Source organism: Oceanobacillus sp. CFH 90083 (assembly GCF_009389585.1).
Taxonomy (GTDB): Bacteria; Bacillota; Bacilli; order Bacillales; family Amphibacillaceae; genus Oceanobacillus.
The window spans coordinates 1-25,666 of the sequence record NZ_VIYG01000021.1 but is presented as its reverse complement, the minus strand read 5'-3'; the positions used below and the strand labels follow the sequence as shown (position 1 = coordinate 25,666).

At 35.5% G+C, this 25,666-nt stretch carries 23 protein-coding genes and 1 pseudogene; 8 read left to right on the top strand and 16 right to left on the bottom strand.

Features of this window, described 5'->3' with window-relative positions:
- Nucleotides 1–89: 89 nt before the first annotated feature.
- The 3 genes from FLK20_RS19870 to FLK20_RS19860 form a co-directional block, all read right to left on the bottom strand.
- Nucleotides 90–1,760, bottom strand: coding sequence for an extracellular solute-binding protein (locus tag FLK20_RS19870; RefSeq protein ID WP_152658332.1), 1,671 nt, complete (start codon nt 1,758–1,760; stop codon nt 90–92).
- Nucleotides 1,761–1,967: 207 nt separating this feature from the next.
- Nucleotides 1,968–3,647 carry a sensor histidine kinase gene (locus tag FLK20_RS19865; protein ID WP_194165703.1) on the bottom strand — a complete coding sequence of 560 codons (1,680 nt, stop codon included), beginning with the start codon at nt 3,645–3,647 and terminating at the stop codon, nt 1,968–1,970.
- 70 nt (nt 3,648–3,717) lie between these two features.
- Nucleotides 3,718–5,253, bottom strand: a complete 1,536-nt coding sequence (locus tag FLK20_RS19860; RefSeq protein ID WP_194165702.1) for a response regulator — start codon at nt 5,251–5,253, stop codon at nt 3,718–3,720.
- Nucleotides 5,254–5,628: 375 nt separating this feature from the next.
- Here FLK20_RS19860 and FLK20_RS19855 point away from each other — a divergent pair, with 375 nt between their 5' ends.
- Entirely contained in the window at nt 5,629–6,543 is a 915-nt protein-coding gene (locus FLK20_RS19855; protein ID WP_152658329.1) for a phytanoyl-CoA dioxygenase family protein, read from the top strand.
- Nucleotides 6,544–7,015: 472 nt separating this feature from the next.
- Nucleotides 7,016–7,975 carry a substrate-binding domain-containing protein gene (locus tag FLK20_RS19850; protein WP_152658328.1) on the top strand — a complete coding sequence of 320 codons (960 nt, stop codon included), beginning with the start codon at nt 7,016–7,018 and terminating at the stop codon, nt 7,973–7,975.
- Nucleotides 7,976–8,200: 225 nt separating this feature from the next.
- On the opposite strand, the pseudogene FLK20_RS19845 reads toward FLK20_RS19850, so the two are convergent.
- Nucleotides 8,201–8,706: pseudogene (locus tag FLK20_RS19845) on the bottom strand (sugar O-acetyltransferase).
- Here FLK20_RS19845 and FLK20_RS19840 point away from each other — a divergent pair.
- Nucleotides 8,686–8,964: a DUF2255 family protein gene (locus FLK20_RS19840; RefSeq protein WP_152658349.1), complete on the top strand. Its 279-nt coding sequence runs from the start codon at nt 8,686–8,688 to the stop codon at nt 8,962–8,964. The pseudogene FLK20_RS19845 and the gene FLK20_RS19840 sit on opposite strands and share 21 nt — an antisense overlap.
- A 124-nt stretch (nt 8,965–9,088) precedes the next feature.
- On the opposite strand, the gene FLK20_RS19835 is transcribed toward FLK20_RS19840, so the two are convergent.
- The 3 genes from FLK20_RS19835 to FLK20_RS19830 form a co-directional block, all read right to left on the bottom strand.
- Nucleotides 9,089–9,973 carry a LysR family transcriptional regulator gene (locus FLK20_RS19835; RefSeq protein ID WP_152658327.1) on the bottom strand — a complete coding sequence of 295 codons (885 nt, stop codon included), beginning with the start codon at nt 9,971–9,973 and terminating at the stop codon, nt 9,089–9,091.
- A gap of 452 nt (nt 9,974–10,425) precedes the next feature.
- Complete coding sequence (locus FLK20_RS22155; RefSeq protein ID WP_255473843.1) at nt 10,426–10,554, bottom strand: hypothetical protein; 129 nt, start codon at nt 10,552–10,554, stop codon at nt 10,426–10,428.
- Between the two features lie 383 nt (nt 10,555–10,937).
- The gene (locus FLK20_RS19830) at nt 10,938–11,246 is read right to left on the bottom strand and encodes an Rpn family recombination-promoting nuclease/putative transposase (RefSeq protein ID WP_152658326.1); all 309 of its coding nucleotides are present in this window, start codon (nt 11,244–11,246) and stop codon (nt 10,938–10,940) included.
- 646 nt (nt 11,247–11,892) lie between these two features.
- Between FLK20_RS19830 and FLK20_RS19825 the strand changes: the two genes are divergently transcribed.
- Nucleotides 11,893–13,113: a multidrug effflux MFS transporter gene (locus FLK20_RS19825; protein ID WP_152658325.1), complete on the top strand. Its 1,221-nt coding sequence runs from the start codon at nt 11,893–11,895 to the stop codon at nt 13,111–13,113.
- 48 nt (nt 13,114–13,161) lie between these two features.
- Nucleotides 13,162–13,602 (top strand): cell wall hydrolase, encoded by a 441-nt coding sequence (locus FLK20_RS19820; protein ID WP_152658324.1) that lies wholly within the window; start codon nt 13,162–13,164, stop codon nt 13,600–13,602.
- A 692-nt stretch (nt 13,603–14,294) separates the two neighbouring features.
- On the opposite strand, the gene FLK20_RS19815 is transcribed toward FLK20_RS19820, so the two are convergent.
- From FLK20_RS19815 to FLK20_RS19790, 6 genes are all read right to left on the bottom strand, one after another.
- Nucleotides 14,295–14,507: a hypothetical protein gene (locus FLK20_RS19815; RefSeq protein WP_152658323.1), complete on the bottom strand. Its 213-nt coding sequence runs from the start codon at nt 14,505–14,507 to the stop codon at nt 14,295–14,297.
- Between the two features lie 362 nt (nt 14,508–14,869).
- Nucleotides 14,870–15,091, bottom strand: a complete 222-nt coding sequence (locus FLK20_RS19810) for a hypothetical protein (protein ID WP_152658322.1) — start codon at nt 15,089–15,091, stop codon at nt 14,870–14,872.
- A gap of 14 nt (nt 15,092–15,105) precedes the next feature.
- Nucleotides 15,106–15,558, bottom strand: a complete 453-nt coding sequence (locus FLK20_RS19805; protein ID WP_227995180.1) for a small multi-drug export protein — start codon at nt 15,556–15,558, stop codon at nt 15,106–15,108.
- Nucleotides 15,559–16,180: 622 nt separating this feature from the next.
- On the bottom strand, nt 16,181–17,014 hold the full coding sequence (locus tag FLK20_RS19800) for a DUF899 domain-containing protein (RefSeq protein ID WP_152658320.1): 834 nt from the start codon (nt 17,012–17,014) through the stop codon (nt 16,181–16,183).
- Between the two features lie 909 nt (nt 17,015–17,923).
- Nucleotides 17,924–18,469 (bottom strand): Rossmann-fold NAD(P)-binding domain-containing protein, encoded by a 546-nt coding sequence (locus tag FLK20_RS19795; RefSeq protein WP_152658319.1) that lies wholly within the window; start codon nt 18,467–18,469, stop codon nt 17,924–17,926.
- A 120-nt stretch (nt 18,470–18,589) separates the two neighbouring features.
- Nucleotides 18,590–19,192, bottom strand: coding sequence for a TetR/AcrR family transcriptional regulator (locus tag FLK20_RS19790; protein ID WP_152658318.1), 603 nt, complete (start codon nt 19,190–19,192; stop codon nt 18,590–18,592).
- A 449-nt stretch (nt 19,193–19,641) separates the two neighbouring features.
- Here FLK20_RS19790 and FLK20_RS19785 point away from each other — a divergent pair, with 449 nt between their 5' ends.
- From FLK20_RS19785 to FLK20_RS19775, 3 genes are all read left to right on the top strand, one after another.
- Nucleotides 19,642–20,529, top strand: a complete 888-nt coding sequence (locus tag FLK20_RS19785; RefSeq protein WP_152658317.1) for an alpha/beta fold hydrolase — start codon at nt 19,642–19,644, stop codon at nt 20,527–20,529.
- 169 nt (nt 20,530–20,698) lie between these two features.
- Complete coding sequence (locus tag FLK20_RS19780; RefSeq protein WP_227995178.1) at nt 20,699–21,082, top strand: hypothetical protein; 384 nt, start codon at nt 20,699–20,701, stop codon at nt 21,080–21,082.
- 74 nt (nt 21,083–21,156) lie between these two features.
- Entirely contained in the window at nt 21,157–22,173 is a 1,017-nt protein-coding gene (locus tag FLK20_RS19775; RefSeq protein ID WP_152658316.1) for an NAD-dependent epimerase/dehydratase family protein, read from the top strand.
- A gap of 719 nt (nt 22,174–22,892) precedes the next feature.
- On the opposite strand, the gene FLK20_RS19770 is transcribed toward FLK20_RS19775, so the two are convergent.
- From FLK20_RS19770 to FLK20_RS19760, 3 genes are read right to left on the bottom strand one after another with little or no spacing between them, the layout of a single operon-like run.
- Nucleotides 22,893–23,792, bottom strand: coding sequence for a sensor histidine kinase (locus FLK20_RS19770; protein WP_152658346.1), 900 nt, complete (start codon nt 23,790–23,792; stop codon nt 22,893–22,895).
- Nucleotides 23,793–23,818: 26 nt separating this feature from the next.
- Nucleotides 23,819–24,586 (bottom strand): ABC transporter permease, encoded by a 768-nt coding sequence (locus FLK20_RS19765; protein WP_152658315.1) that lies wholly within the window; start codon nt 24,584–24,586, stop codon nt 23,819–23,821.
- Complete coding sequence (locus FLK20_RS19760; protein ID WP_227995174.1) at nt 24,579–25,382, bottom strand: ATP-binding cassette domain-containing protein; 804 nt, start codon at nt 25,380–25,382, stop codon at nt 24,579–24,581. Before FLK20_RS19760 ends, FLK20_RS19765 begins: the two co-directional genes overlap by 8 nt.
- Nucleotides 25,383–25,666 lie beyond the last annotated feature (284 nt).

Sequence of the window (25,666 nt, the reverse complement as noted above, 5' to 3'; positions counted from 1 at the left end):
ACGTATAGTTGTTCCCTGATTATTTATCGCCATTTACGTACCTCCTTAAACAGAGAGGCTGCTAACTAGCCCCTCTGTAGTACCTAGACTTATTGAGCCAGTTCTTCTTCTATTTCTTTAAGAATTTCACTGCCGCCTTGATTATGCCATTTCTCTACAAAATCATCGAAGTAATCAAGCGGCTCTGCTCCAGTTATAATCTTAATAAAGTCTTCTTCTTCCATTGACCCTAGACCAGATCCTCTTTGCTCCATCGTTGGTGTATTACCGACATAAGCTGCTTCTATCCAATTAAATCGATCTTCCTCTGTCAGCTTATTCATTAAGCCCCAGCCTTCAATACGAGAATGATAACTGGACCAGTTAGAAGTTGGTACATCCTCAGGATTTTCCGTATAATTTTTAATTCCATTTATATTCTGTCTAACTTGAGGATTAGTAATTTCCTCAACAGCCATCTCTTCATTCAAAACAGCCTGAACATCTTGATAGTCATCCAAATATGTCTGCATTGGAAGAACTACGATGTTAAATGGTTTCGTCGAATCATCTACACCCTGTGCCAAATATTCTGCAACCTCAGGAAACGTATTTTCCATATCCGCTTCTGTTGTATTTTCAATATCGTCATAAAATAAGTTCAACATTTCGACTGCTTTTTCTGGATGTCCATATCCTTTTTTGACAACTATAAAACTGCCACCTGTTGTTTTCTGCTCAGCTACGTTTACTTTCCCCTCGTCATCAGCTAATGCATAAGCTGTAAATCTTGCGTTATTATCCATCTCTCTAACATTCGATAATCCCCAGTCAGGTATATGCCAAGCTCCTGTTGCGATACCAGTTTGACCATTTGTAAGTAATGCCATAATGTCATCAAATGATCTAGTTCCAAATTGCGGGTCAATAATACCCTCATTAAACCAATCATTCATTACTTCAAGTGCTTGTTTTGTCCCTTCTGACGTTGATCCATAGGTAATACTGCCATCCTCTTCTATTAAATATTTCTTAGGCTGGCCCTCAAAAACCGCAGCAATAGAATCCATTGTAAATGAGCCATAGCCCCCAGCATTTAAATAATTTTCAAAAGGTATCCCAACAGGGTTGCCAGAATCGCCTGGATCATTTTCAAGGAAAGCTTTGGCAACTTCTTCTAATTCATCCAAAGTAATGAGGCGATCTCCATCCTCATCTATTGATAAATCTAATTCTTCTAACCAATCCGCACGTATCCAAGTCATTTGCGGTGCTGCCAGGGAATCAGTTCCCGGAATTGCCATAAGACTGCCGTCAAAGGTAGCATCTTCTAAGGGTTTATTATCGTAGCCAGCATAGATTTCTTTAATGTAATCGCTCGCATTTTCTTCATATACATCGGTTAAATCTTCAATTAAATCATTATCGACTAAATCTTTTAACTCCTCTTGAGAAACTATCATCATATCTGGTAAATCTCCAGAAGAAATAGCCAAAGCTACTTGCCTGTCATAGTCTTCCCCTTCTGCTTCAAAAGCATTTCGAATCTCGATATCTAATACATCTTCAGCTGCGCGAGTATACGCATTATCTTCAAAGGTATCCCCTTCAGGCAGTTTAGGATTGGAACCAGTCTGACGTCCAATATTAATAATAGGTTTGCCATCTTCTGTCGTTGTTTCACTATCATTTGAAGAGCTCTGCACACATGCAGCTAATAAAACAACCAGCATCAATAAAACTGCCAGCAGTTTAAATCTATGAAATGAATCCGTTATCATTTTGTATTCCTCCTTATTTTTCCAGCAAAAATCATGGCCACTGATTTCGTATATTTTTATTATAATGGGTGTCTTATTTTTCAAAAATAGCAAATAATCCGTTTTCATATACTATTTTCCGGAATATCTATTATTTAAATCTATTGAAGTTAAGAAGAAAGAAAAAACCCCACAAAATAGCTGTAGAGTTTAGTTTAGCTCATTAATTTATATCGTTAAACTATTTTTTTCTCTATGAACAATTGGTATAACCAAAGTTACCTTCGTATAGTGACCTATCTCACTTTCATACATTAAACCATAGGATGAGCCATAATATAATTGCACTCTATTATGAACATTTCTAACACCATATCCTTCTGTTTCCGTAGTTAGAATGGACTTTAATGCTGCTGAGTTCATTCCGATTCCATTATCCTCAACAGAAAATTCCAATGTATTTTCTCTCCTTTTTAACCTGATAATCAGCAGCCCTCTATCAGACCCTTCTTTATGGTCAATACCATGATTAATTGCATTTTCTACTAATGGCTGCAGAAGCAGATTCAACATTGTGTAATGATACGTTGATTTATCCAATTCGTAATGTACATCGAATGAATTCGAATGCATTAATTGTTGAATATTTATATAAGAAATCACATTTTCAAGCTCTTTTTCCACCTCTACAATACTTCTTCCTTTATTTAATGTGGTCCGATAAAAAGTGGACAGATGCTGAGCCATCTGGCTGATTTCCTCTTGTTCCGCCATAATAGCTTTACTATTAATTAACGAAAGACTATTGTAGAAAAAATGCGGATTAATTTGCGCTTGCAAAGCTTTCATTTCATATTCCTGCTGGGCAATTTTGCTCTTATATACCTGGTTTATCATATTTTTTAATTTATGAACCATATTTCCAAACTGTTTGATTAAGCTCCCAATTTCATCCGTGCCACTATTGAAGACGGATACAGTTAAATCTCCTTTTTCAACCCTTTCCATATTCTTCGAGAGCTTTTCCAGCGGCCTGACCACTACCTTCGCCAATAAGTAAATAGATAGCAGCATAATTAGCATACTTAAAGCAATTACCAGTACAACGGTCATTCTCATTGGAAAAGTGGCTGCAGAAATAAGGTCATTAGGACGATATAAATAAGCAGTCCACTCGCAAGAAACCAAATCAGCTTGCTGAAGAACGAAATCATCCTCCAGCGAACCATTATACAGCGTATCAATCCGTTCTGCTGTAGAAAATTGCCCCATTAGATTTGAATCAGAAAAATTTTCATAAATAAAAACCGGCTGCCTCTCACTATCCAAAATAATGACACCATAATCTTCTTCAAATAAACTGGACAACGAATCAAAAAATTGCTGATAATTTATTTCCATTTTTATTACATTATTAAACGTTCTGTTCTCATCAAATAACCGGGAAATTAACTGAACTGTTTCATTACTTGGTGAGACTTCCAGCCTTGTTTGACTTGAGGTCATAACATGATCAAACCAGTTATGTTGATTAATGTCGGTTAACGGTCTAAGTAATTGATCATACGGGTTCATCTCATTATCCGTATAGATAGTAATAGAGTGGATATCTGTCTGTAAAGTCGGTGGAGTAGCCAGCAAAGGCGACAATATATCATTATAAAATTTATACATTTCATAGTTGTTACTATACTCTACTGCTAATCCATTCTTTATTTCATCGTTCCATACAATCTGATCGATAATATTTAAATAATTATTGATTTTATAATCCATATTTAGCATAGATTGATTCAATGCATTGGATAAATTCTCCTTTTCACGAATAACTAATAAATCTTGAATTTGATAGTACCACATACTACCTAGCGCAAAAATAGGCAGGCAGCTGGCTATAATACAAATCAACAGAATTTTTTTCCTGAATTTTAAATTAATAAACCACAATTTTAAGAAATTCATCGCATTCACTTCACCTCTAACCCTGCTTCATTTCCCGGTACCTTTTTGGACTGACTCCGAAGTGCTCCCGAAAAATTCTAATAAAGTACGAAGCATTACTATAACCGACTGCCTTACTAATATCATTCACTTTCATATTGGTATAGCTGAGTAATTCGTCTGCCTTATCCATTCTCACTTGTTTTATATATTTATTTATTCCCGAACCGGTCTCCTGTTTGAATTTATCACTTAAATAACCAGATGTTAAGTATACTTTTTCTGCTAACATGTCTAAACTTAAATCCTTTTCTATATTGTCCGCAACATATTGTTTCACGGCTTCAATCGGGTGCATAGGTGAATTCTTATCCTCTTCTAACTTCTTTATGACTTTCCTTTGGATCTCTAATAAAGTGTGTTTAATATCAGAGAAATGGGTATACGAGTATATTAATTCAATGTAACGATCCATGCTTTCTTTACTATGCTCAGGCATTGTCTGAAAAAGTAACTGTAATAATCGGGCGAACAAGAAACGAAGGTATACCTGGGAAGTCTTCGCGTTTTTATCATATTTTTCAATAATAATGGAAATTTCCTTTTCTAATTTTAAAGTATCAGCTTGTTGAAGCGATTTCTCTATCTCTCGCAATAAGTATTCATCTTCTTTAAATTCCTTATTATCTGTTAACGGTGTATCAATTGGATAAATAAAGACATCGGCATAAAAAAAACGATCTTTTAAATAGTCTTCCAATTCACTATAGGTTTGTACGATGTGATTTGGATTTTCGATATGCTTACTTACAGAAAGTACGCAATTGATTCCATAAGCAGTGTGAATGTTTTGCTGTATCTGAGCAGCTACTTGTCTATATGCTATTAATCCATTTGAATTGTCTTTAAATAGTAAGACGATTTGAGAAGGATTTAGATGGATTAATTCATATCTGGCATGAAGCGCTGCTTTGTTTATTTGTTCATATAAATAAAACGTTCCTTCTTCAGATAAATTCTCTAAAAAAGCAGTATCAGAATGAATCAGGATCATTCGTTTATAATCATTCAAAAAATCAAAGCTTAAATAGGGATATTCATGTTGTAATATATCTATTGGCGTTTGATTTAATAAACGATATAGAATATGTTTTTTTATAAATTCCTGATTTGCTTCTCTTTTTTCTTGTTCCTCCTTATGCTGTCTAATATTATCCATTACTTTTTTCATCGTTTGTTCGAACTCTTCCGGCTTAATAGGCTTTAATATATAGTTATCCGCCCTTAATGTCAACGCTTTCTTAACAAAGGCAAAATCATCATGACCACTAAAAAATATAATCTCCATACCCATATATTTTTCTCTTACTTTCGTTGCTAGCTCCATGCCATCAACAAAAGGCATTTGCACATCGGTAAGCAAAATATCTGCAGGACAGCTCTCCAGCTTTTCCAGAGCTTCCTTGCCATTGGCGGCTTCCATAATTTCTAATTCGAAGCCGAATTTTTTTAACAAGAAATGAATTACTTCTCTCTCTACTTTCTCGTCATCTACAATTAAAATACGATACATAACCCGACCTCCTCTATATAAAATATAACATTCATTTATCAAAGAATGTATCAGGACAAACATTTAGAAATACTATCGGCTACTTTTTGTATATAACAGCTTTAATGATCGGTTCCTCTTCTAAAAGTTCTCCTGCTTTTCCGTATCTAGGTATTTCATCATAAATTTCTATTCAAATTATTATATCCTTCTGCTCATCTTTATACATAAAATCAAAAAAGCGCTTGACCTGAAAAGCATATCATAAATTATACTCCATCATGAAAGCGATATTATTTAGGGTGATTATAATTGTATACCTCCAAAACAATTCTCAGGTAATCAAACTCACCCAGCTAATATTGCTTTCCATTATCATTAAGGGGAGGAATCAGCATGGGGAAAAATAATATTTTGGCGATTCAAACAAAGTTAAATGACCGATCGAATGGACAACCTTTAAGAGTGCTTACCGAGAAGGAATTCGCATTCTGGCAAGAAAATGGATATGTTATTGTAAAAAATGCTGTGAATCGGGAGGATTTAGAACGACTTACTAAATTAATCTGGGAATTTGCTGAAAAAGATCCAAATGATCCTTCTACATGGTATCAGGAACCAGATACGGAAATGAAAATGAAGGAGCTGACAGGAGCTGGTATGGTTGAACTCTATCATCATCAATTAATGTGGAACAACCGGACAAGTGAAAAAATCTATCATGCTTTTGTTGACATATGGGGAACAGAAAAGCTTTGGACTAGTATTGATCGTGTAAACTTAAATTTACCTAAAAAAAATGGAAAAGGTGCTGACGGCTTTATTCACTGGGATGTGGATACTTCATTGGATCCATTACCAGTTAATGTTCAAGGTGTTTTAAGTCTTGTGGACACAACAATAGATATGGGTGGTTTTCAATGTGTACCTGAACTATTCCGGGATTTTCCTGAATGGGTAAAAACGCAAGCAAAAGATCGTGACCCTTACCATCCAGATTTAGAAGGATATGAACCTACTAAGATCGTGACAGAAGCTGGAGATTTGTTGATTTTCAATAGTATGCAGCCTCATGGGATACGAGCAAACAATTCTAACTCTGCTCGTCTTGCACAGTATATTTCTATGTTCCCTGCTCAAGAGGATGATCAAGAGCTAAAAGAAGCTCGCATCGCTTCATGGCGTGATAAAACGCCACCGGTTGGAGATGCTTTCCCAGGAGATCCACGTAAATGGGAACAAAAATATCATGAACGTGCTATTTTAACAGACTTGGGTGAAAAGTTGTTAGGAAGTAGAAGCTGGGATTGAACTATCGATAGCACGTGGTTTTTCCCGCTCTTTCCTAAGCTCAATATATAGAGTGGTCGTTCTGGCATAAAGATAAAGAATATTTTAGCTCAAATCCATATAATTTACGGCTGAAGTCATGATTGTTCTTAGTTTCTTTGTAAAATAAATGAGACAGTCCTCCATATATATGGTAAAGAGGACATTCTAATGTACAAATAAAAGATGAAGCATAGCTAGAACTGCAACAATATTTGTCAAGAATGCCCTCTCTCTTAGGATAACCTCTCCAATTTAATTCACAGGTCTTTTCTAATAGACAATGGAAACATCCTTTTCTTTGGTTTGTATGATTCGTATTTTCCCAAAGCAAAGGGTGTTTTTGGTATACTATTGCTAAATATTGTTATTTCTATTTAGAAGTGACAAGTCTGATTGTATACTATTTCATTCAAAACAGAAAGAGTGTACTAGAAATGAAGGAGGTTATTCAATGGCTAATATTATAGATGTTGCCAAATTAGCCGGAGTTTCTGTTACCACCGTTTCTCGTGTCTTAAACCATCACCCCTATGTCAAAAAAGAAAAAGTTGAAGCTGTAAAAAAAGCAATCGAGGAAACAGGATATATTCAAAATATTAATGCGGTTAATCTAAAAAAAGGAAAAACGCACTTGGTCGGTGTTGTTTTACCATTCCTGGATCATCCCTACTTTGGACAATTAATTCAAGGAATCTCACATGCAGCTTCTGTGCATCACCATAAGCTTGTTCTTTATCAGACCGGCTATGATAAAAAACAAGAGATGGAAGCATTAGAAATGTTAAAGCTGAAACAAATCGACCGGTTAATTATTTGCTCCAGATCCGTATCGCTTGATATCTTGGTAGATTACAGCGATTTTGGTAACATTGTCATCTTTGAAAACGGACAGAACACGTCGCTCAGCTATACTTTCGTGGATCACTACGTCTGCTTCAGAACCGCTTTAAACTACCTTTATGAACGAGGTCACCGGGAAATCGGCTTCTGTATTAATCGTCTGGACGGGACAAATAGCAAACAGCGCGAACGTGCCTATCGGGATTTTCTTAAAGAAAAAAGGCTACCCTATAACGAAGCATATATCTTTACGAAATGTCTCTACCTAGAAGATGGGGAACGTGTTTTAAAGGAGCTCTCAACGATGCAGCAGCGTCCGACAGCTTTGCTTGCCACAAGCGATCAGGTAGCCGCTGGAATAATTACCGCCAGTTCTAAATATCATATCCAAATTCCAGATGACCTGGCGCTGATCGGATTTGATGACCAGCCGATTGCACATGTAATGGATATCACTACAGTTGGTATTCCTTTATATTCCATTGGACAGCTTCTTTTTGAACAGGCAATGACAGAAAGCCTTTCCCATAAAGAAGTATCTGCTGAATTAATTGAGCGGGGGACAGTCTAAGGTAAGGTTCATGCCAGCCTATGCGTTTGTAATCTCTTTTGAGCGTATTGAAAAAAGATGTGGATAAAGTTTTTCCTTGCAAACATATGCTTGGAGCAGCGCATGCCAAGTAATGATTACTATTATCCGGTATTATATTGAATTTGCCAAAGTTATTACAAAGCCCGCTGTTTAAAAACGAAGCTGATTTATGGAGTTATTTTTTCCAGCCAGCGTTTTCCGTTTTCACGTTAGGATGCACTGACTAATTTTCAATTCTTTTATAATCCTGGCTGGATTTCCACCTACGACTACATTATCCGGGACATCTTTTGTTACTACTGTACCTGATGCAATCACAGCATTATCTCCAACTGTTACTCCCGGGTTAATGACCGCACTTCCCCCAATCCATACGTTGTTTCCAATCGTAATCGGCTTTGCGTATTCTTTTCCTTAGTTTCACTCCATTGGATTCTGAGTGGATGGGTTGCAGTATAAATTTGAACACCGGGTGCAAGCATACAAATATCTCCAAATCTAGGCTCACAAACATCTAAAATCGTACAATCGAAATTTGCAAAGAAGTTTTCTCCTACACGCATATTATAACCATAATCAAACCTGATATTGGGTTCGATATATACATTTGCTCCGATCGAACCGATTAATTCCTTTAATAATTTTGTCCGCTTTACAGTGATGGTGAAACACCTGGAACACCGACTTGGATCTGGTCTGTTGTAGCAGATAACAGCCTGTATGTCCGTGCTTATAACGGCCAGCGCTCCAGATGGTATCAATCAGCCGTTGAACAAAAAGCAGGAAAGATAAAATTAGCTGGCCAAGAATATGATGTAACGTTTCAACCGATGGATAATAATCCTGCGTTAACGGAAGAAATAGACGAAGCTTATAGAAAAAAATATAGTTCCAGTATGTATCTTTCTCCGATGCTGGGAAAAAGTCCCGTCAGTGCGACTGTAAAAATATTACCGCGCAACGCATAACAGAATGATATATAACCGCCTGATCAAACATTGACCAGGCGGTTACTTTTTTATATGAAATTTATTAAGAAATTGAAGTTGATCGCTATAAAGTAAAAAAACATAATACTCACAAAAGTATAAACTATACTTTAAAGGCATTGTTCATTCTTTTAATAAATTCTTGTACTACCGGTGAAAATATTACATTTTTTCGCCAGACAAATACACATTGCGTTTCGAGGGAAGGTTTCAGAGGGATAAATCGGAAACGTTCATCTTGCCGGGGTATAATCGCTCCTTCAATAGCAAGCGCTGAAGCTATTTTATTTTCAACTAATGAAAATACATTAAAAATTAAATTATAATCCCCTATGATATTTAATTCGTCTAAGTCTTTATGCATCCACTTCGAAAGCATTTCTTGTACTTCTTTTCGAACCGGGGAAAGCAGCGGCACCCCGATTAAATCTTTTGGCTCAAGTGTCGATTTTCGAGCTAAAAAAGAACTTTTTTCTACCAATACTCCCCATTTTTCTTTTTTAGGAAAAGAGATATACTCATACTTTTCCGTTGAAATTGGTTTTATTAATACACCAACGTCCAGTAACCCTCTATCCAGCTTCCCAATAATATCTTCTCCTGTACCACTGAAGATACTGAACGTTACTTCGGGATAGTCTGCTATAAATTCTTCCAAAATCATTGAAAGCGTATCTGAATTATCTGCTTCGACACATCCGATAGAAATATGTCCACTAAATAATTGTTTTCGCTGATTCATAAATTCCCGTGTTGTTTTATCAGATAAAGATAAAATCTCCTGAGCCCTGCCTTTTAGGTACTCTCCAGCTTTGGTAAGTGCCATCGTTCTTTTTTCTCGAATAAACAATTCCGCACCAAGTTCTTCTTCCAATTCTCTTATTTGTCTGCTTAACGTTGGCTGTGTTATGTGAAGAACCTCGGAAGCTTTTGAAATGCTCCCTTCCTCAGCAATGACTAAAAAATAGCGTAATACTCTTAATTCCAAGCTTATCTCCTCATTTTTGTCGGGCTTTTTTTAAACCTATTTAATCAAATATAATTATATCTAGCTGGAAAGCATAGTAAATATAGTTGAATTAAGAAAGCTTGGATATCTTCCTTGATAATATGACCAATGGAACTTTTATTAAAGTTATTTTAAAATATACTTTAATAAACTTGGTTGTCATCAAGTGATTAGTTGACAACCAAGTTTGAGCTTATCCCAATGAGACAGTATCAGCTTTCTTATCTGCAACGAATACGAAACAATCAATCAACCCATTTATTTTCTATATTAATTTTCAAGTGATTCCCGAAGTATTTTTACTTCCTTCAAGTTGAGGCTTGTTAATTGAGTTATTTCTTCATCCGAATAGTTTCTGTCTAACAGCTTTTTGGCAAAATTCCGTTCCGCTTCTATTCTGCCTTGTTTTATCCCCTGCTCTTTTCCTGCTTCTACTCCTTCCTGCCTTTTTCTATACCCTGCTCCATACCCTTTTGCATGCCCTTTCTTGTCGCTTCTTCCTCGATTTCTCTAAACAGCCTTCCAAACGTCGGGGTATCTCTCAACTTTTCCATTCCCATGATGTTTCCTTCCTCCTTCTCATTTTGTGAGATTGGTAATGATTCGTATAGTTTTTCCTGTAATTCTGATGGTATCTGCAGGATATAATCAATAAAGTACAATAGAGCTGAAAGATAGGTAGCGCGGTGCGAATACTTTTCGAATGCCAGGCTGATAAGACGCTGTTTAAATTGGAATCTTTCTTCATGATCTTTCTTCGTTCTGCCAGTGTTTTTACTAACATAGATTCCTGCAAGTACAGCTAAAGCGAATGGATTATCAGATTTTTTCAGTTCCTTCTCATCTTTTCCATAAAATCGATAGGTATTGTATGCATAAGTTAATTCTGTTCCGTAGAAAGAATAATGAAACGTATCTGCATAATTCTGATGACTCGCATCAGTTAACAGGGCGATGGAATATATCGATGATTATATTTGTCATAGATCCGGTAAAAATATCTAAACATACGCTCAGCAAAGATTTGTTCCCCAATGGCCTGCACTTCGATATGGACGAAGACGTATTTTTCTCCTCCATTTTTCAGCAATACTTTGACTAGTTTATCCGAATATTTTCTTCCTTTTCTTGAATTGATAACAAATTGAAAAAGCTCCACATTCTCGAAGACGGCCCCTTTTTCAAAATCAATTTCCGGGTACAGATCAGATGCAAAAAATTCCATAAATTCTTGAAATAGTTCTTCAATCAAATTTTTCCAAAGCCCGTCATAATCCGTATCCTTTGGATGATAAGTCTTTTTATTTTCTTTTACTGTGGTATCATTATTTTATCACATCCCCAATTAATATTAAATTTGATTTTAATCATATCGGCTTTGTGCGGGGAAAGCAAAACGGTAAAATAGGATTTCCTATGTAAAAAATGGCTGTATAAATGAAGTCTTGACTTAGTTTTGTGTATTTTTCGGTTACAATATGGTATTCATATTTAATTTTTAATGTTTTTTCAGGATATCAAAAAACGTTGGATCCACTTGCTTTTTACTTACACAAGGGTTGAGTTCCATTCAGCATCCTGTCCCGATACAGGGAGCATAGTCGGAGTACATTTCCTCCCATCATTTTTTTCTAAATCTTCTTTACCGCCTAAACAAGCTTCCATTCTATATTTAAGATTTTTATAGCTTTCCTTTCCAGCAGGTTATATTCTAGCATACTCATCAATTTAAGCCTCATCGATAATTTCTTTTACTAAGTTAAAGGTGAATCAATCTTTAGGTCATGCTTATAAGGCATTACCTCTTATATTTTAGGTATTATACACAGAATCCATTCTTTGTTAATCTAAACTGTAAAGATTCAAAAAAGAAATAATGAATAGGATGATAGAATAACATGGAATCAGCGAATAGCCTTTCTGAAAACACCATTTCAAATCCCAGAAGAATTGCTATAAGTGTATTATTAGGTACCTTAGCAGCTTTTGGCTCGTTGACGGTCGATATGTATCTGCCCAGCTTTCCAACGATTGCAAATGAGTTTGGAACAAGCGCTTCAAATGTTCAATTAAGCTTGACCTTCTGTTTGTTAGGCCTTGCAGCCGGACAAATTGTCTTTGGGCCATTAAGCGATAAGCGTGGAAGAAAAATTCCGCTTATTTCTGCATTAATTCTTTATGTAGTTGCTTCTGTCTTATGTATCTTTGCGCCCTCAATCTGGTTTTTCATTGCTGCCAGATTTTTTCAAGGGTTAACTGCTTCAGCAGGAGTTGTCATTTCCAGAGCGATTGTCCGGGATATTTACTCTGGCAAGGATTTGACAAGGTTATATGGATTAATTACCCTCTTTGTTGGGGTCGGACCTATTTTAGCGCCAATTATTGGCGGAGCAGTTCTTAACTTCACGAACTGGCAAGGCATTTTTCTGCTGCTTGGCTTTCTTACGTTGGCCATATTAGCATTTATCTTCATCGTTTTACCTGAAACAAATCCTGCCTCTAACCGGGGTGATGGCAATATGAAAGAAACGTTGATTACTTTTGGGAAATTAACAAAGAATAGACGATTTTTAGGCTATGGGCTGACTCAGGGATTGATTATGGCAAGCGTATTTGCAAATGTTTCCGGCACGCCATTTATTTATCAGTCCATTTACGGGGTATCGCCGCAAATGTTCAGCTTCTTGTTTGCTTTAAATGGGGCTGGTATTATCATTGGTACCAGAATCATCGGGAGAATTACAAAAAGAATAGAGGAAGATAAGCTACTGTACATTGGACTTTGTATCTCCACTTTATTTAGCATTATTTTATTTTTCATGACCTGGATACAGGCACCATTATCTCTGATTGTTATCCCTTTATTTTTGATTGTTTCTTGTACTGGTATCAGTACTCCCTTAACTTTTTCTTTAGCCATGCGCAATCAGAAAAAGCATGCAGGAAGCGCATCTGCATTCTTAGGAATTTTACCTTATCTATTAGGTGGCATAGCCATTCCTTTTGTGGGAATTGCCGGAGAAAGTACTGCTGTTCCTATGGGAATAACCATGGTTATTGCTAATCTGGGCGGATTGTTAAGCTACCTGCTATTAGTGCGTAAAAATGTTTTAACTTAAAGGAATGAATACAAGCTTTCCCTCATACCATATTTTAGAGGTGAGATAATGGGAAGAGTAGCTTACCGAAATGCAGACGTTGACTTAATGGCAAGGATGATGAGGGCAGAAGCTGAAGGCGAAGGAAAACAAGGAATGCTTTATGTAGGAAATGTCATTGTTAACCGTGCTGTAGCAGACTGTAGTGATTTTACGGAAGTAAGGTCAATTGAAGACGTCATTTTTCAGATACAGGGTGGAAATTACTCTTTTGAAGCTGTTCAAAAAGGGAATGTCTTTTATCAAAGAGCAAGAGAAACGGAAAGAAGATTAGCAAGGCAGACTTTGGAAAGCTGGAGAGATCACCCGGCAAAATATGCCCTTTGGTATTTTAATCCATATGCTCCGTGTCCTCCAACATGGTATAATCAACCTTTTTCCGGTCAATTTAAACAGCATTGTTTTTATGAACCAGCTCCCGGGACATGTGATAGTGTTTATATGGGGTAACAAGTTTGCTCTCTGCTTCCTTTTTATAAAGATTGGATGAGTAATTTTCCGCAAGCCGGTCATTTAATGGAACAAGTAGAAACGGAGTAATGGAAAATGACTAATTCAAAGCATAAAATATCACCATTTGCTCAGTGTCAATATGAACAAGTGGTGATATTTAGTAATGTAGCGTATAGTCATCCACCATCATTTTAAATGGTGATTGAACAATTACTTTATAAGAGATATTTTATCTCTTGCACCTTAAAGGGTATTACAAGTAACTAATACCATCACACTCACATAACTCCCTATAAAACAATCCTTTCCAACGATAGACTGCTTCTTTATTTCTTTCCTTATAATAAGTGAATCAACTCTTACAATTTACTGTAACTTCCTTTTGAGAGCGGGATCGTACTTTTAGATGAATTATCCAGAGACTATAACTATGCTTACTCCAGATAATAATTTCGCGAATCCGTTATAAATTAACCATAAAGAGAAAAGCATGTCCATCGCCTGCTCATTTCTGATTTTATATGCCGGGGATGATTGAACAGCTTAAATAAACGCTCCATATACTCATTTTCACTTTGTACAGCAATAATATCTCCTTATTGGACAGTCAAATCCAAGTCTGGTAACAGAACTGTATTTCGCTCAATTTTTTAAGCTGATTAAGAAAAAATATCATCATCGATTGCTCCTTAGTCTTTCCTTGCAATCTTTGCCATTAAGAAAGCAACGACAACAATAAGTGCAATATTGATAAAACCGACTGGAATAAACCATTCTGGCGATTCAAAATCGGACAGTGCTGGTATATTCGATGATATTCCCTCATAAATAACCAAAAACGGTATAACGGACAGTAATAGCATTATAATCAAGGCTCCATATAAAAGTATCCGTTTTTTCATGGTCTCTTCACCTCTCCTATTAATTTCTTAAAAGTTCCAGCAATATATCTTTATCAAAAGTTATCTCCTTCTTATCAGTAAAAATAAAAGCAGGATTAATAAAATAATATTTAGTGCGCCATTGTAAATAATCAGGTCAGCTACTTTTGAAATAAAAAACAAATAGGCAGCCGGAAAAGTAATTTCAGAAAGATGAAGGAATAAAGAAGGAAGGGAGATTTTCAAAAGAATTAGTCTGTTTATCGTATCTTTTCTCATCCTATCTCCATCCTTCCTTCACCTTTCATAAAATATGCCATCAAACAGTAGGAATTTTTATACTTATTCTTTTTTCTTCTACTGATGGTTATTGGAATATGCCTTTAGTCCTCTTCTCCCTTCATCGATAGTGCCAGAATAAAAATCAAAACGATACAGATAAACCCAACCGGGATAAACCAGCCAGGAGCATCAAAGATTGGCAATGCAGACAAATTAGCTGCTGCCCTTCCATAAATGGTTAAAAATGGAATAACCACCAACAATAACATGAACAAAGGAATTATTCCCCGGGGAATAATTCGGCGCACAAATTCAACCATCATAAATAATCTCCTTCCTATGAAAATGGATTCAGATTAGGAAGATGCTCTAAAAGGTTCACACCATAATGGAAAGCAACACCTAAGGCAATCGACCACGTTCCAATACCAATAGCCTGCCAAATACTCACATAAGTCTTGTTAGCTCCTGATGCAATGGATATAGCGGCACATACATGGAAACAAATAATCGGACCTGCAAAGGATATTCCAGCAACCCCATATTTATTGAAGATGTTTTGCGCACGTTTGGACCGTTTATTTTCTTTCTTGCTACCTTTATTTTTAATCACTTTCTCGCGCAGACCGGATAACAGCCAAATAAAGACCATCACTGACAGCCAGTTTCCCACTGCAGCAATAGCAACAATTTGAACATTTGGAAATGCAAATACAATCCCGATTGGAATTGCTACATAGGATTCAAAAAAAGGAATAATCGAGATAAATAATGTTCCTAAATACTGCACCCACGTATCCGCCTGTGCTAATGTAATGACAAAATCCTGAAACATTCAAACATAAAAATTCACTCCTCATTTGTTTTGTGACTCCATCATATGGGACAAAAATAAGCCCCGCATTAAATTCTGGATGAAAAGGAGGAAAATAAACTTGAGCGGGAACTAAATAAAAGTGAACGGGTTTCCTTTTAAGAGAAGCGTGCTACATAGAGCCATTTTCATCCCTGTTGAAGCTTTTACTTTAGATGTAGATTTTGAAGAAATGCAAATTATTTCCAAAACACTCTACTATAAAAATGCTTCCAATTACTGTTTTAGGTTCTGATACACTGCATCTATTACAAAATTGGAAAGAAACCCAGCAGTAACCAATTTGTGAGAACGACTTTTCGAAGTGTGCCATAACTGTGCTACAGAAAATATAAAAGCCCTAAAAACCTAGTGTTACAAAGGCTTTCATGGCACTTATTCGATTCCCACTTAATACTTAAATGTTTTTGACACTTTCGTATTATCAAGACCTAAATTGTAAAAGACCATAAAAATAAAGGTGATACATATTGGACATGTTTAATATGTATCACCCTTTAACTTCTGTTCGACTAAAGCCGTTAATCCAATATCATTATTACGAGTTTCCCTTACTCGAACTGCAACAGGAGTCAGATGCCCTAGAGTCATCGTACTCATCGTGAATACGGTCCACCTTTTGGTCAACTAGAAGAAGACCAGCCTCGCGATTGAGTGGCTCCTCCCATGCCTCTTGTCTGCCAAGTGCGGTTAAGTCTAACATATAATGCGACCCACCGATCATCTCACCACCGCGTGCATACGTAGAATAGGTGTGGAAGACGCTGTCTCCGTCACGCAAGAAGAAACTGAATCCTGGGAGCTCAATAGGCTGCTCTCCCTCGAAGTAATAGGATGTTCCCGCCTCTTCGTGCTCGGCTTTGGTCCGATAATTGTACTCGATAGGAGCAACGGATTCGTCTAGAGTAACATGAAAGTCATAGTTAAAGTCGCTGCCATATGAGGAGTACCATGGGAATGTCCAACCTTTTTGAGCCCTGTATGCTTCAATCTTATCCAAAGGTGCACGGGAAACGTAGGTGAATGAAGTTTTACTTGCATGTAAATGCTCAAGATGAGCTTTTGAGATTTCGTCTGCCGAGCTTGAGCAACTAGGACAGCCCTTTTCCCATTCTGGAGCGAACATGAAGTGCCCAATAATAAGCTGTCGGTGTCCATCGAACAGATCAAGTAAACTTGCTTTGTCGGCTGGTCCCTCGAAGACGTAATCCTTCTCAACCTTGACCATCGGTAGTCTGCGCCGTTTAGCGCTCAACTGATCTCGTAATCGAGTGAGTTCCTTCTCTTCATCTAGCAGCTTTTTCCGAGCCTTAAACCATTCATTTCGCGACACGATTTTTGGAAGTTGGGAATTATTTTTCATTTTTTTCATAAGCCTGCTCCTTTCCTATGTTAATAAGTTTATTACATAGGTTTATTAAGAATTTCTTCTCGATTGCTTTATCTCCTATCACTATAACCATCTCTTTTTATTCAATTAAATGGCTCGATTGTGATATAAGCTTATATTACTTTCGCCACGAGAACCCCTTTAGACAAAGCATATCCAAAGGGATATAACTTCGTAACTTTATTTTAAACATTGCATCTTTTTTACAAACATCACAATTTTATTTCAAATCCACATTTAAAAAAATAATCCCTCCCAAAAAATAAGTTGGTAGGGAACCATATTAATTTCAATGCATTTTCTTCATTTTTGAGTAGGATAAATGCCTTTAAGTAGGCGTTCTCTCTTCAAATCAAGTTAGCCTTTTATTCCCACTCAGTACTTCGCCAATACAATATAGTGCAATATCGTTGATATGATAGGATTCTAAGAAATATAAATAACTATAAAAACATCAAAATTGATATAAAGTGTGCCACGACTGTGCCACAGATTTTAATAAATCGAAAAGCTGGAATGAGAAATCAATAGTCATAAGATTTTTGAAAAATTACTGGAAATTAACACTTTAGTTAATGCTAGAAACACAAAAGGAATTTCTCGCAATAGCCGTAGTAAGTTTATAAAATTAATTTTAACAAGTAAGTTATATAGAACTATAAGACAGTGGGGTTTTATTAAAAAAGGAATTGATATGGTTTCTCAAAAACGCAAAATTGTTTTCTTATATCTACTGTTTATATATGAATCAGTTAATTGAAGCTGTATAGATTGGATAATTACTAATTCCTTTCATTCTAAAAAAGTATTGTAATGTTTACTGATTAAACCTCCCAGCAACAAAGAGTCTTTAGGATTTAACTTGCATCATAATCAATTTTTAATTTACTTCTATGGCCTCTTGCTCCAAGGGTGTAGCGTACCTATAACAGTTTTCCTCTTGTTATAATAAATAGATGAAATAACACCATTAGAAATCTCCTCATGGGTTAACCATCTTGAAAAAGAACCTTCCATTTTAAATCCAAGTTGAACATCACAATATAAACAGTTTTTTGGGACAGTGATTTCGTCCGTAATAGCTGAAAGGTCATGGCTACTTCCTTTGATATGAACAAGTTGCCATGGTTTCTTTTGTTGCTGAAGTTCTCCAAAAATGATAGAGAGAGCATCGGGGGCAACACTATGAATCCACGAAACAACAAGATCAACAGGACCGTATGTCTGAATAGTTCGTTGTAAAAATTCCTTTAAAGCCACATTATCTCTATAATCTAATGTAACAAGTTCGAAATTATTTTTGACATGTTCTGGACGTAATCGTTCTAACCTGTATTTGTTTCTACCGACTATGGATATATGTTCCGCATTCTCAGCAAGCCATTTTGTTGCTCCTGCAAGCATCCCAGTTCCTCCAAATATGATAACATGCTTCATAGAATTTCCTCCTTAGTCTTTTTATATGTCAGGAAAGGATAAAATTTTAGCGAATGTTTTCGATGAGGAGAGCAATCGCAATCCTACGCCTTTCAGACTTAGCTTACCATGTTTTCTTTTCTACCCTCTCCTGTCTGGTGCAATTCCTTTAATTAACATCTCCGTCCATTCTTCTGTATAATCTTTTATTTTTTCATATATCTGCGGGTTGGAAACACCTTCTACAATTGCCTGAAAATATAGCATCAAAAATTCATCAGAATATTTCAAGTCCACCTTCCCCTCTTTACGACCTCGATGGAATAACTCTAACATCATCATAAAATTTTGTTGGGTATATTGCTGCATAATACGAGAAAATCCGTCCTCATTCTTTTCAGTGTAGTAATCCATCATTTTTAGATAAAATGGCTTATTGATTTGATTTAAAAATCTAATTTTATTTTGACTCAATGCAATAAGAGTTTCCTCAAAAGGTTTATTTTCATCCATAATTTCTTTCGCTGCTTCTATCATTTGTGTTATAAAGTGTTCAAAAACTTTTTGGATAAGGTTCTCTTTGCTACCAAAATATTTAAAAATGGTGGTTTTCGCAACATTAGCATGTTTAACAATATCCTCTATGGTGATGTTTCCACCATCTGCATCTCTGTTCATCAGCTCAAAAGTTGCTTCTAAAACTTTATTTTTCTTTTCTTCTGTTCGTTTTTCAAAACCATTCAAATTTTATCACCTGCATTCTCTATCTCATTAAAATTACTTTTCTAATGAATGTGCTTTCATTTCTATTATACATTTATTTTATATACTTTAAAACGAAAATAGTATTTATTTATTGATTAAACACTATAAAAATAATATTATTGTACTAACAAGTCTAATTTAGTCTTATATTTAGTTTTTATTGAAAAAATCAAATTAATATGAACAAAATCATTGTCAATGGTATTATTTATGTTTTCATTTTCTTCTTAAACTGGGATGCACGTTATTAATTTTATTAAAGAAGGAATGTGAGTCTTATGACATTCATTGTGAAATTGTAGGCTTGCAAGGAATTTCAATAAGTTTCAAGCACTAAGCAATTTGACATTCACCGCAGCTGCTAGAGAAGTTGTAGACTATATTGGGCAAAAAGGTAACTTTTTGATAAAAACAAAGGAGGAAAAGATATGCCTGCTTATAAGACCAATGTTCAGATTGATTATGTTACGACTGAAGGTGACACACTTTACTTTGAAGTACGTGGACAAGGAGATCCATTACTGATGATTTCACCTGGTGGTGGTGATGGTGATCATTTTATGCAACTTGCAGATATTCTCAGTGATGAATTCAAGGTTATCACATATGATCGACGTGCAAATGCAAGAAGCACTAGAAACTATCCCCAAAATTTTGAGATTAGTCAACAGAGCAGTGACGCTGTGGCTATACTGAGAGCAGCAGGAGAAAGGTCCGCCTATATTCTTGGAAACAGCAGTGGTGCAAACATTGCATTGGATATGGCAAAAACTCAGCCATATGCTTGTCGAGCCGTGATTCCTCATGAACCACCTATCCCTGGAGTCCTTCCAGAATCAAAAAAATGGAAGCGTTTTTTTGCAAGTGTTTACAAAACAGGATGTGGAATAAGTGGCCCAAACCTCGCAGCATTACGATTTATCATGGGAATAAATGAGCCTGTAAAGAAGCTGGGCAAAGCGCATAAACAAGCAAACAAGTATGCTAAAGGTCAGCGAATAAAACCTGACCAGCCTCGTATTAGTAACACTGATGCCGTTAACGTTTTAATCAAAAATGAGCTTCTGCCTGTAACAAACTACCTACCAGACATCAACAAAATTATGGAAAATGGTGTAAGCATGTTTATAGGAGTTGGGAGCTGGGCTTTTGGAAAGAAAACGTGGCTGGCACGAACAGCAATGATTCTGGCAGACAGATTAGATTGTGAAATAGTTACGTTTCCGGGGCATCATGGTTCATTCATGGATATGCCTGAAAAGTGGTCTTCGGTCTTGCGAGACTTGTTGCATAGAGCGCAAAAGGAGAATTCATAGACAATAACGAGATAACGAAGTGTAAATTTGCTTATTTCAGGCGCTTCCACTGAAGAATCAATTATGAGGGTTTTTTGTTACGGGAAGCCATATGTCACAAAAATGGGTTTGTGAACTCATAAATCACAATCCAAGTAATTTGTAAATCCAAATAAAGAAGGTGTATAAATTGTCTAAAGCTCTCATGTCAATTTCAAGGATTGGTTTAGGTTTTATTTTTCTAATTGCAGGTTTAAATGGCTACTTTGTCATTTTTAATCTTGAACCATTTATTGCAACCAGCCCTGAGGCAATGTCATTATTCGAATTTGGTTATCTATTAATCATTGAAAAATCATTAGAAATAATATGTGGTGTTTTACTAATAATCAATAGGTTTGTTCCGTTAGCACTCGCCTTATTATTACCAATTATTGTAAACATCTTCTTGCTTCATTTGTTTCTTGATCGCTCTTTACTTCTTCTAGCAGTCATTCTCGTCGTGATGCAAAGTTACTTATTGTTTTGTTACAGAAGAAACTTTATCAGTTTATTGGAGAAAAAACCATTATAAGTATGATACAGATTAATTGAAATTCCATACCAGTCCTATGTTTCATGTAAACTATAAGAAAAAGGAGGAAGAAAATGAGAATTTTAATCATTGGTGGGACAAAATTCATTGGTCCTCATGTTGTTCGTTTATTATTAGAAGAAGGCCATGAATTAACCTTATTTCATAGAGGAAAAACAAGCATAAATCTATCAGAAAGTATTCAGCATATATATGGTGACAGAAATGAATTAGATCAACATAGCAATACTCTTCAAAAAATAAAAGCTGATGTTGTTTTAGATATGATTCCTTACTCAAAGAAAGATGCAGAAACAGTGCTGAAAATATTTTCAGGGTTTGCTGGACGTGTGGTTGCCATTAGCAGTGCAGATGTCTATAAAGCGTATGAAGTCCTTCACCGTATAAAAGATGGACCCGTTCAAGAGACTCCTTTAAAAGAAACTGATGAATTAAGAAGCGCACTCTATCCTTATCGTGGGAAAATAGAAGAAGACTTTGCCCGCGATTATGAAAAAATACTAGTAGAAAAAACGATTCTTAATGATATTAGTCTTCCCGGAACTGTTTTGAGATTGCCGATGGTTTATGGCCCGAATGATCCGCAACGGAGAATGTTTGAATACATTCAAAAAATGAAAGATGAGCGACCTTTTATTTTATTAGATGAACAATTGGCTCATTGGAAGACTTCCATGGGATATGTAGAAAATGTCGCTTCTGCCATTGCCATGACTGTGTTAAAAAAAGATACCGCTTCCCATGCATTAAATATTGGAGAGAAGGAACCATTGTCTATGCTTGAACGAGTTAAAAAAATCGGGAAAGTAATGAGTTGGAGGGGACAAGTAATTTTAATCCCTAATGAAAATTTACAAAATAAAATACCATTTAACACCCATCAAGATTTTGTTTTGGACACAACTAAAATACGTGAACGATTTAATTATAAGGAAGCAATTTCTCGAGATGAAGGGATCAAAAGAACCGTCCAATGGGAGCTGGACAACCTGCCGAACGAGACTCCATTTGATTACAGTCAAGAGGATAAAGTTATTCAGACATTGAACTTGGAGAATGAGCATCATTAAAGCTTAACGTTTCATTTAGATAGCTGTTGGTTACTCTCTCATTAATTCTTTCAATGGGCCGTTTCTGTTGGACGATTGGAAGGTTACGTGTCATCTGTACGGTTATTAACTTTTATCAGTACAATTATTATGGTAGTCATTCACTTCACAGGACTTTAAATAAATCAGAAGATATTTGAGGTTGAAATTGTTTCATCTACATTAACGTATTGGTTATTTTTAAGCCTTACTTTTTGGTCTTTTACACAGTTAACGCAAATGTTTGCCTACATTTTTTGGAATATTGAGAAGTATTTAATACACTATTTCCTGCTTCAAGTTGTCTCATATGGAATGATTATCCCTACTCTCCCAGGTATCTATAAATTGGTAAATGACTACTTACCGGCAACATACTATAACAAGGGTGTTTATAATTTATTAGTTGGCAGGTCCCCCATTCAAACACTAAGTTTGATGTTGTTGGTATTTATATTTGTTTTTCTGATTATTACTACTATCGTTGTTGCATACGGAAAAAGTATATTTAGTAAAAAGATGAATACTTAAAAGTCACACCGTCCACATTCTGGACGGTATACTTTTGGAGCCTCCGTATTTATTTTTCCATTATGACAGCGTAATAATCACTCAGCTATATTTGAAATATACTTTTTTATTTATCTTGTAGAATATCAATTAACTCGATAAGCATTTTTAACGCACCTTATTTGAGATAGTTAATCAACCTTTTTCCATTCGCATAAGATAGATAATTTTTGATTATTCATCTGTCCTCTAACTGACCCATTCATTTTTTCCATAAAACTCTTCACAATCGACAAGCCTAATCCGGTACTGTTGCCAGAACGAGATTGATTCGCCATATAAAATCGGTCAAAAATATGATGAGCTTCTTTTTCTGTCAAAGAAGGTGCATCATTTTTTACAATCAATTTAACCAACGAATTCCTTTCTTCCAGACTTATCATAATATTCCCAGTTGAATGGTTAATGGCGTTAGAAAACAAATTTTCAATAATTCGGGTTATAGCTGATTTATCAGCTATAATGAATATATCATCTTCAGGTATATAAATGTCTGGCTCCATATTTTTCTCATGGAAACGATCATAATAACTCATCAATACATCTATTGTTATATTCCTTAGATTGATTCGATCTGATTGTAACTGATAATCTGGAGACTCAATAACACTTAACTCAAAGAAATCCTTTAACAACATCTCAAGCCTTTTTGCTCGTTTGTTTGCAATAGATAATAACTCTTTTCTTCTGTCTATTGTAATATCATCTTCCTCAGCCATCTGAATATAGCCTAAAATAGACGTTAAGGGAGTCCTTAAATCATGAGACATATTAGCAATTACCTGTTTTTGTTCATTTTCAAAACTGACCCTTTTTCTGTTCTCAGCTACATATAAGTCAATCAGTTTATTGATTTCCACTCCTAGTTTTTCAATATCTTGATCAAAAAGGGCTATATCCATTTTTTTATTTGTTTTACGAGCATTATAGCTTTGCAACTGCTGTATGACTTTTTTCATTTCTTTTTTTAGAGCTAATATGCGCAAAACCAAAAAAACTAACATAACAAATAAGATTATTGCTGCATACATCATTGCTCTCCCCCGCTTATCAACTATTATTTGATTTCTTTTCGGTTAAAAATATAAATTCCACACATGGTGATGATAATCGTTGATACTCCACCAATGAGAATGGACTTCATGATTTCATCGTAATTCATTTTAAAATTGAATACTTCGATAAATTGATAAAAGATCGAATTCTCATAAATTACCTCAATAAAGGCTGGCTTAGCAAGCTTTTCCAGGACATACATTACAATAGTGAATAAGATAGAAAAAATAATTGTTTTTCCACTGTCATTCGTAATAATAGCTAGTAACAAAATAATAGCTATATATGCTAGAAATTGAAGTGTAAATAAGCCATATGCTCTTCCTAAGTACGTCATATTGGAAAAATCGAATATATCTCCTCTCCCAAACAAGAAGATTAACACAATGGCAGTTAATAATGGTATTACAATCGTAACAAAAATGGAGCCCAGCGAAAATACCAGGAATTTAGCAATATAAATTTGAGTTCTTTTATTTCCGCTTATAATTTGGTTTTTAATTATCCCGCTCGAAGTAAACTCTGTTGAGATATAAAAAGCTGCCAATGTACTGACAATTAAATTAAAAAATATTGGAGTTGTAAATGTAAATAATCCATTTAATTCGCTTAAATCTATGCTATCAAAGGGAGTGTTCCCCATCATCCACCAATCCGTTATGATAAGATAATGAAACAGTGTACTTAGTCCTGTTATCGTACCTATTAATATCCAAAATGTCTTATTTCTTTGTAATTTAAAAAATTCTGCTCTAATGAGGTTATTCATGATCTTGCCCTCCTATCAGCTTTGTAAAATAGCTTTCGAGACTATCACCATTTTGAGAGAGATGTTCAATCAAAAGACCATTCATTGTCAATGTACTTGAAACGGCACGAACATCATCTAAATAACTGTAAAGTTTTATTGTGCCATCAGGCATTACTTCATAGTCTATAGTGGATAGCGTATCTTCCAAAATGGTTGCACCTTTAGAGGGTTGATCAACTTTTATTTGCAAATGTTGCCGGCATTTTTCATCCAATTGTTTGGATATCAGTTCTTCTAACAGCTTCCCTTTGTGAATGATACCATAACTCGTTGCGAGTTGATGGAGTTCACTTAATATATGGCTTGATATTAAAACGGTAAGTCCTTTTTCACGATTTAATTTTTTTATTAATTCTCTCAATTCAACAATTCCCGTGGGGTCCAATCCATTTGTTGGTTCGTCAAGAATTAAAAATTCTGGGTCACTTAATAATGCAATCCCTAGTCCAAGCCTTTGCTTCATTCCAAGAGAAAAATTTTTCGTTTTTTTCTTACCGGCATCAGCTAGTCCGACAAGATCGAGTGTTTTTTGAATCCTTTCTTGACCGGGAATGCCTTTTTGTAATCGATGGATCGCTAAATTTTCATAAGCGTTCATATTTGGAAAAAGTGTAGGGTTTTCGATAATAGCGCCGATTCGTTTTTGTGACTCGGTTAATTCATCCGGTTTATCATTTCCAAAAAGTTCGATTGATCCGCTTGTCGGAAAGGCAAGTCCCGTTACTGTTAAAATGCATAAAAATAACCTAAACAAAACTAACCACTTAAAAGTAGCATTCATAGTTTTGTTTAGGTATCGCCTGCCGAACAGTCACAATCCACTGTTTATATTTTAATTTGAATTATTTCATAAGAAATCGTTTTCAATCGAGCTAATTAAGAAATGAACTTGTAAGACCTTCTTTACATGAAGTATATTATGGATTTCTTGATTTGTCAATGCTATTTTAAAATCAACTTTTTCCATCTGGCAGAGACGCTGGTTCTTCCGTATCCCCATCCATTCATCGTATCATTTTCTTTTGTTCTTCCCATTTT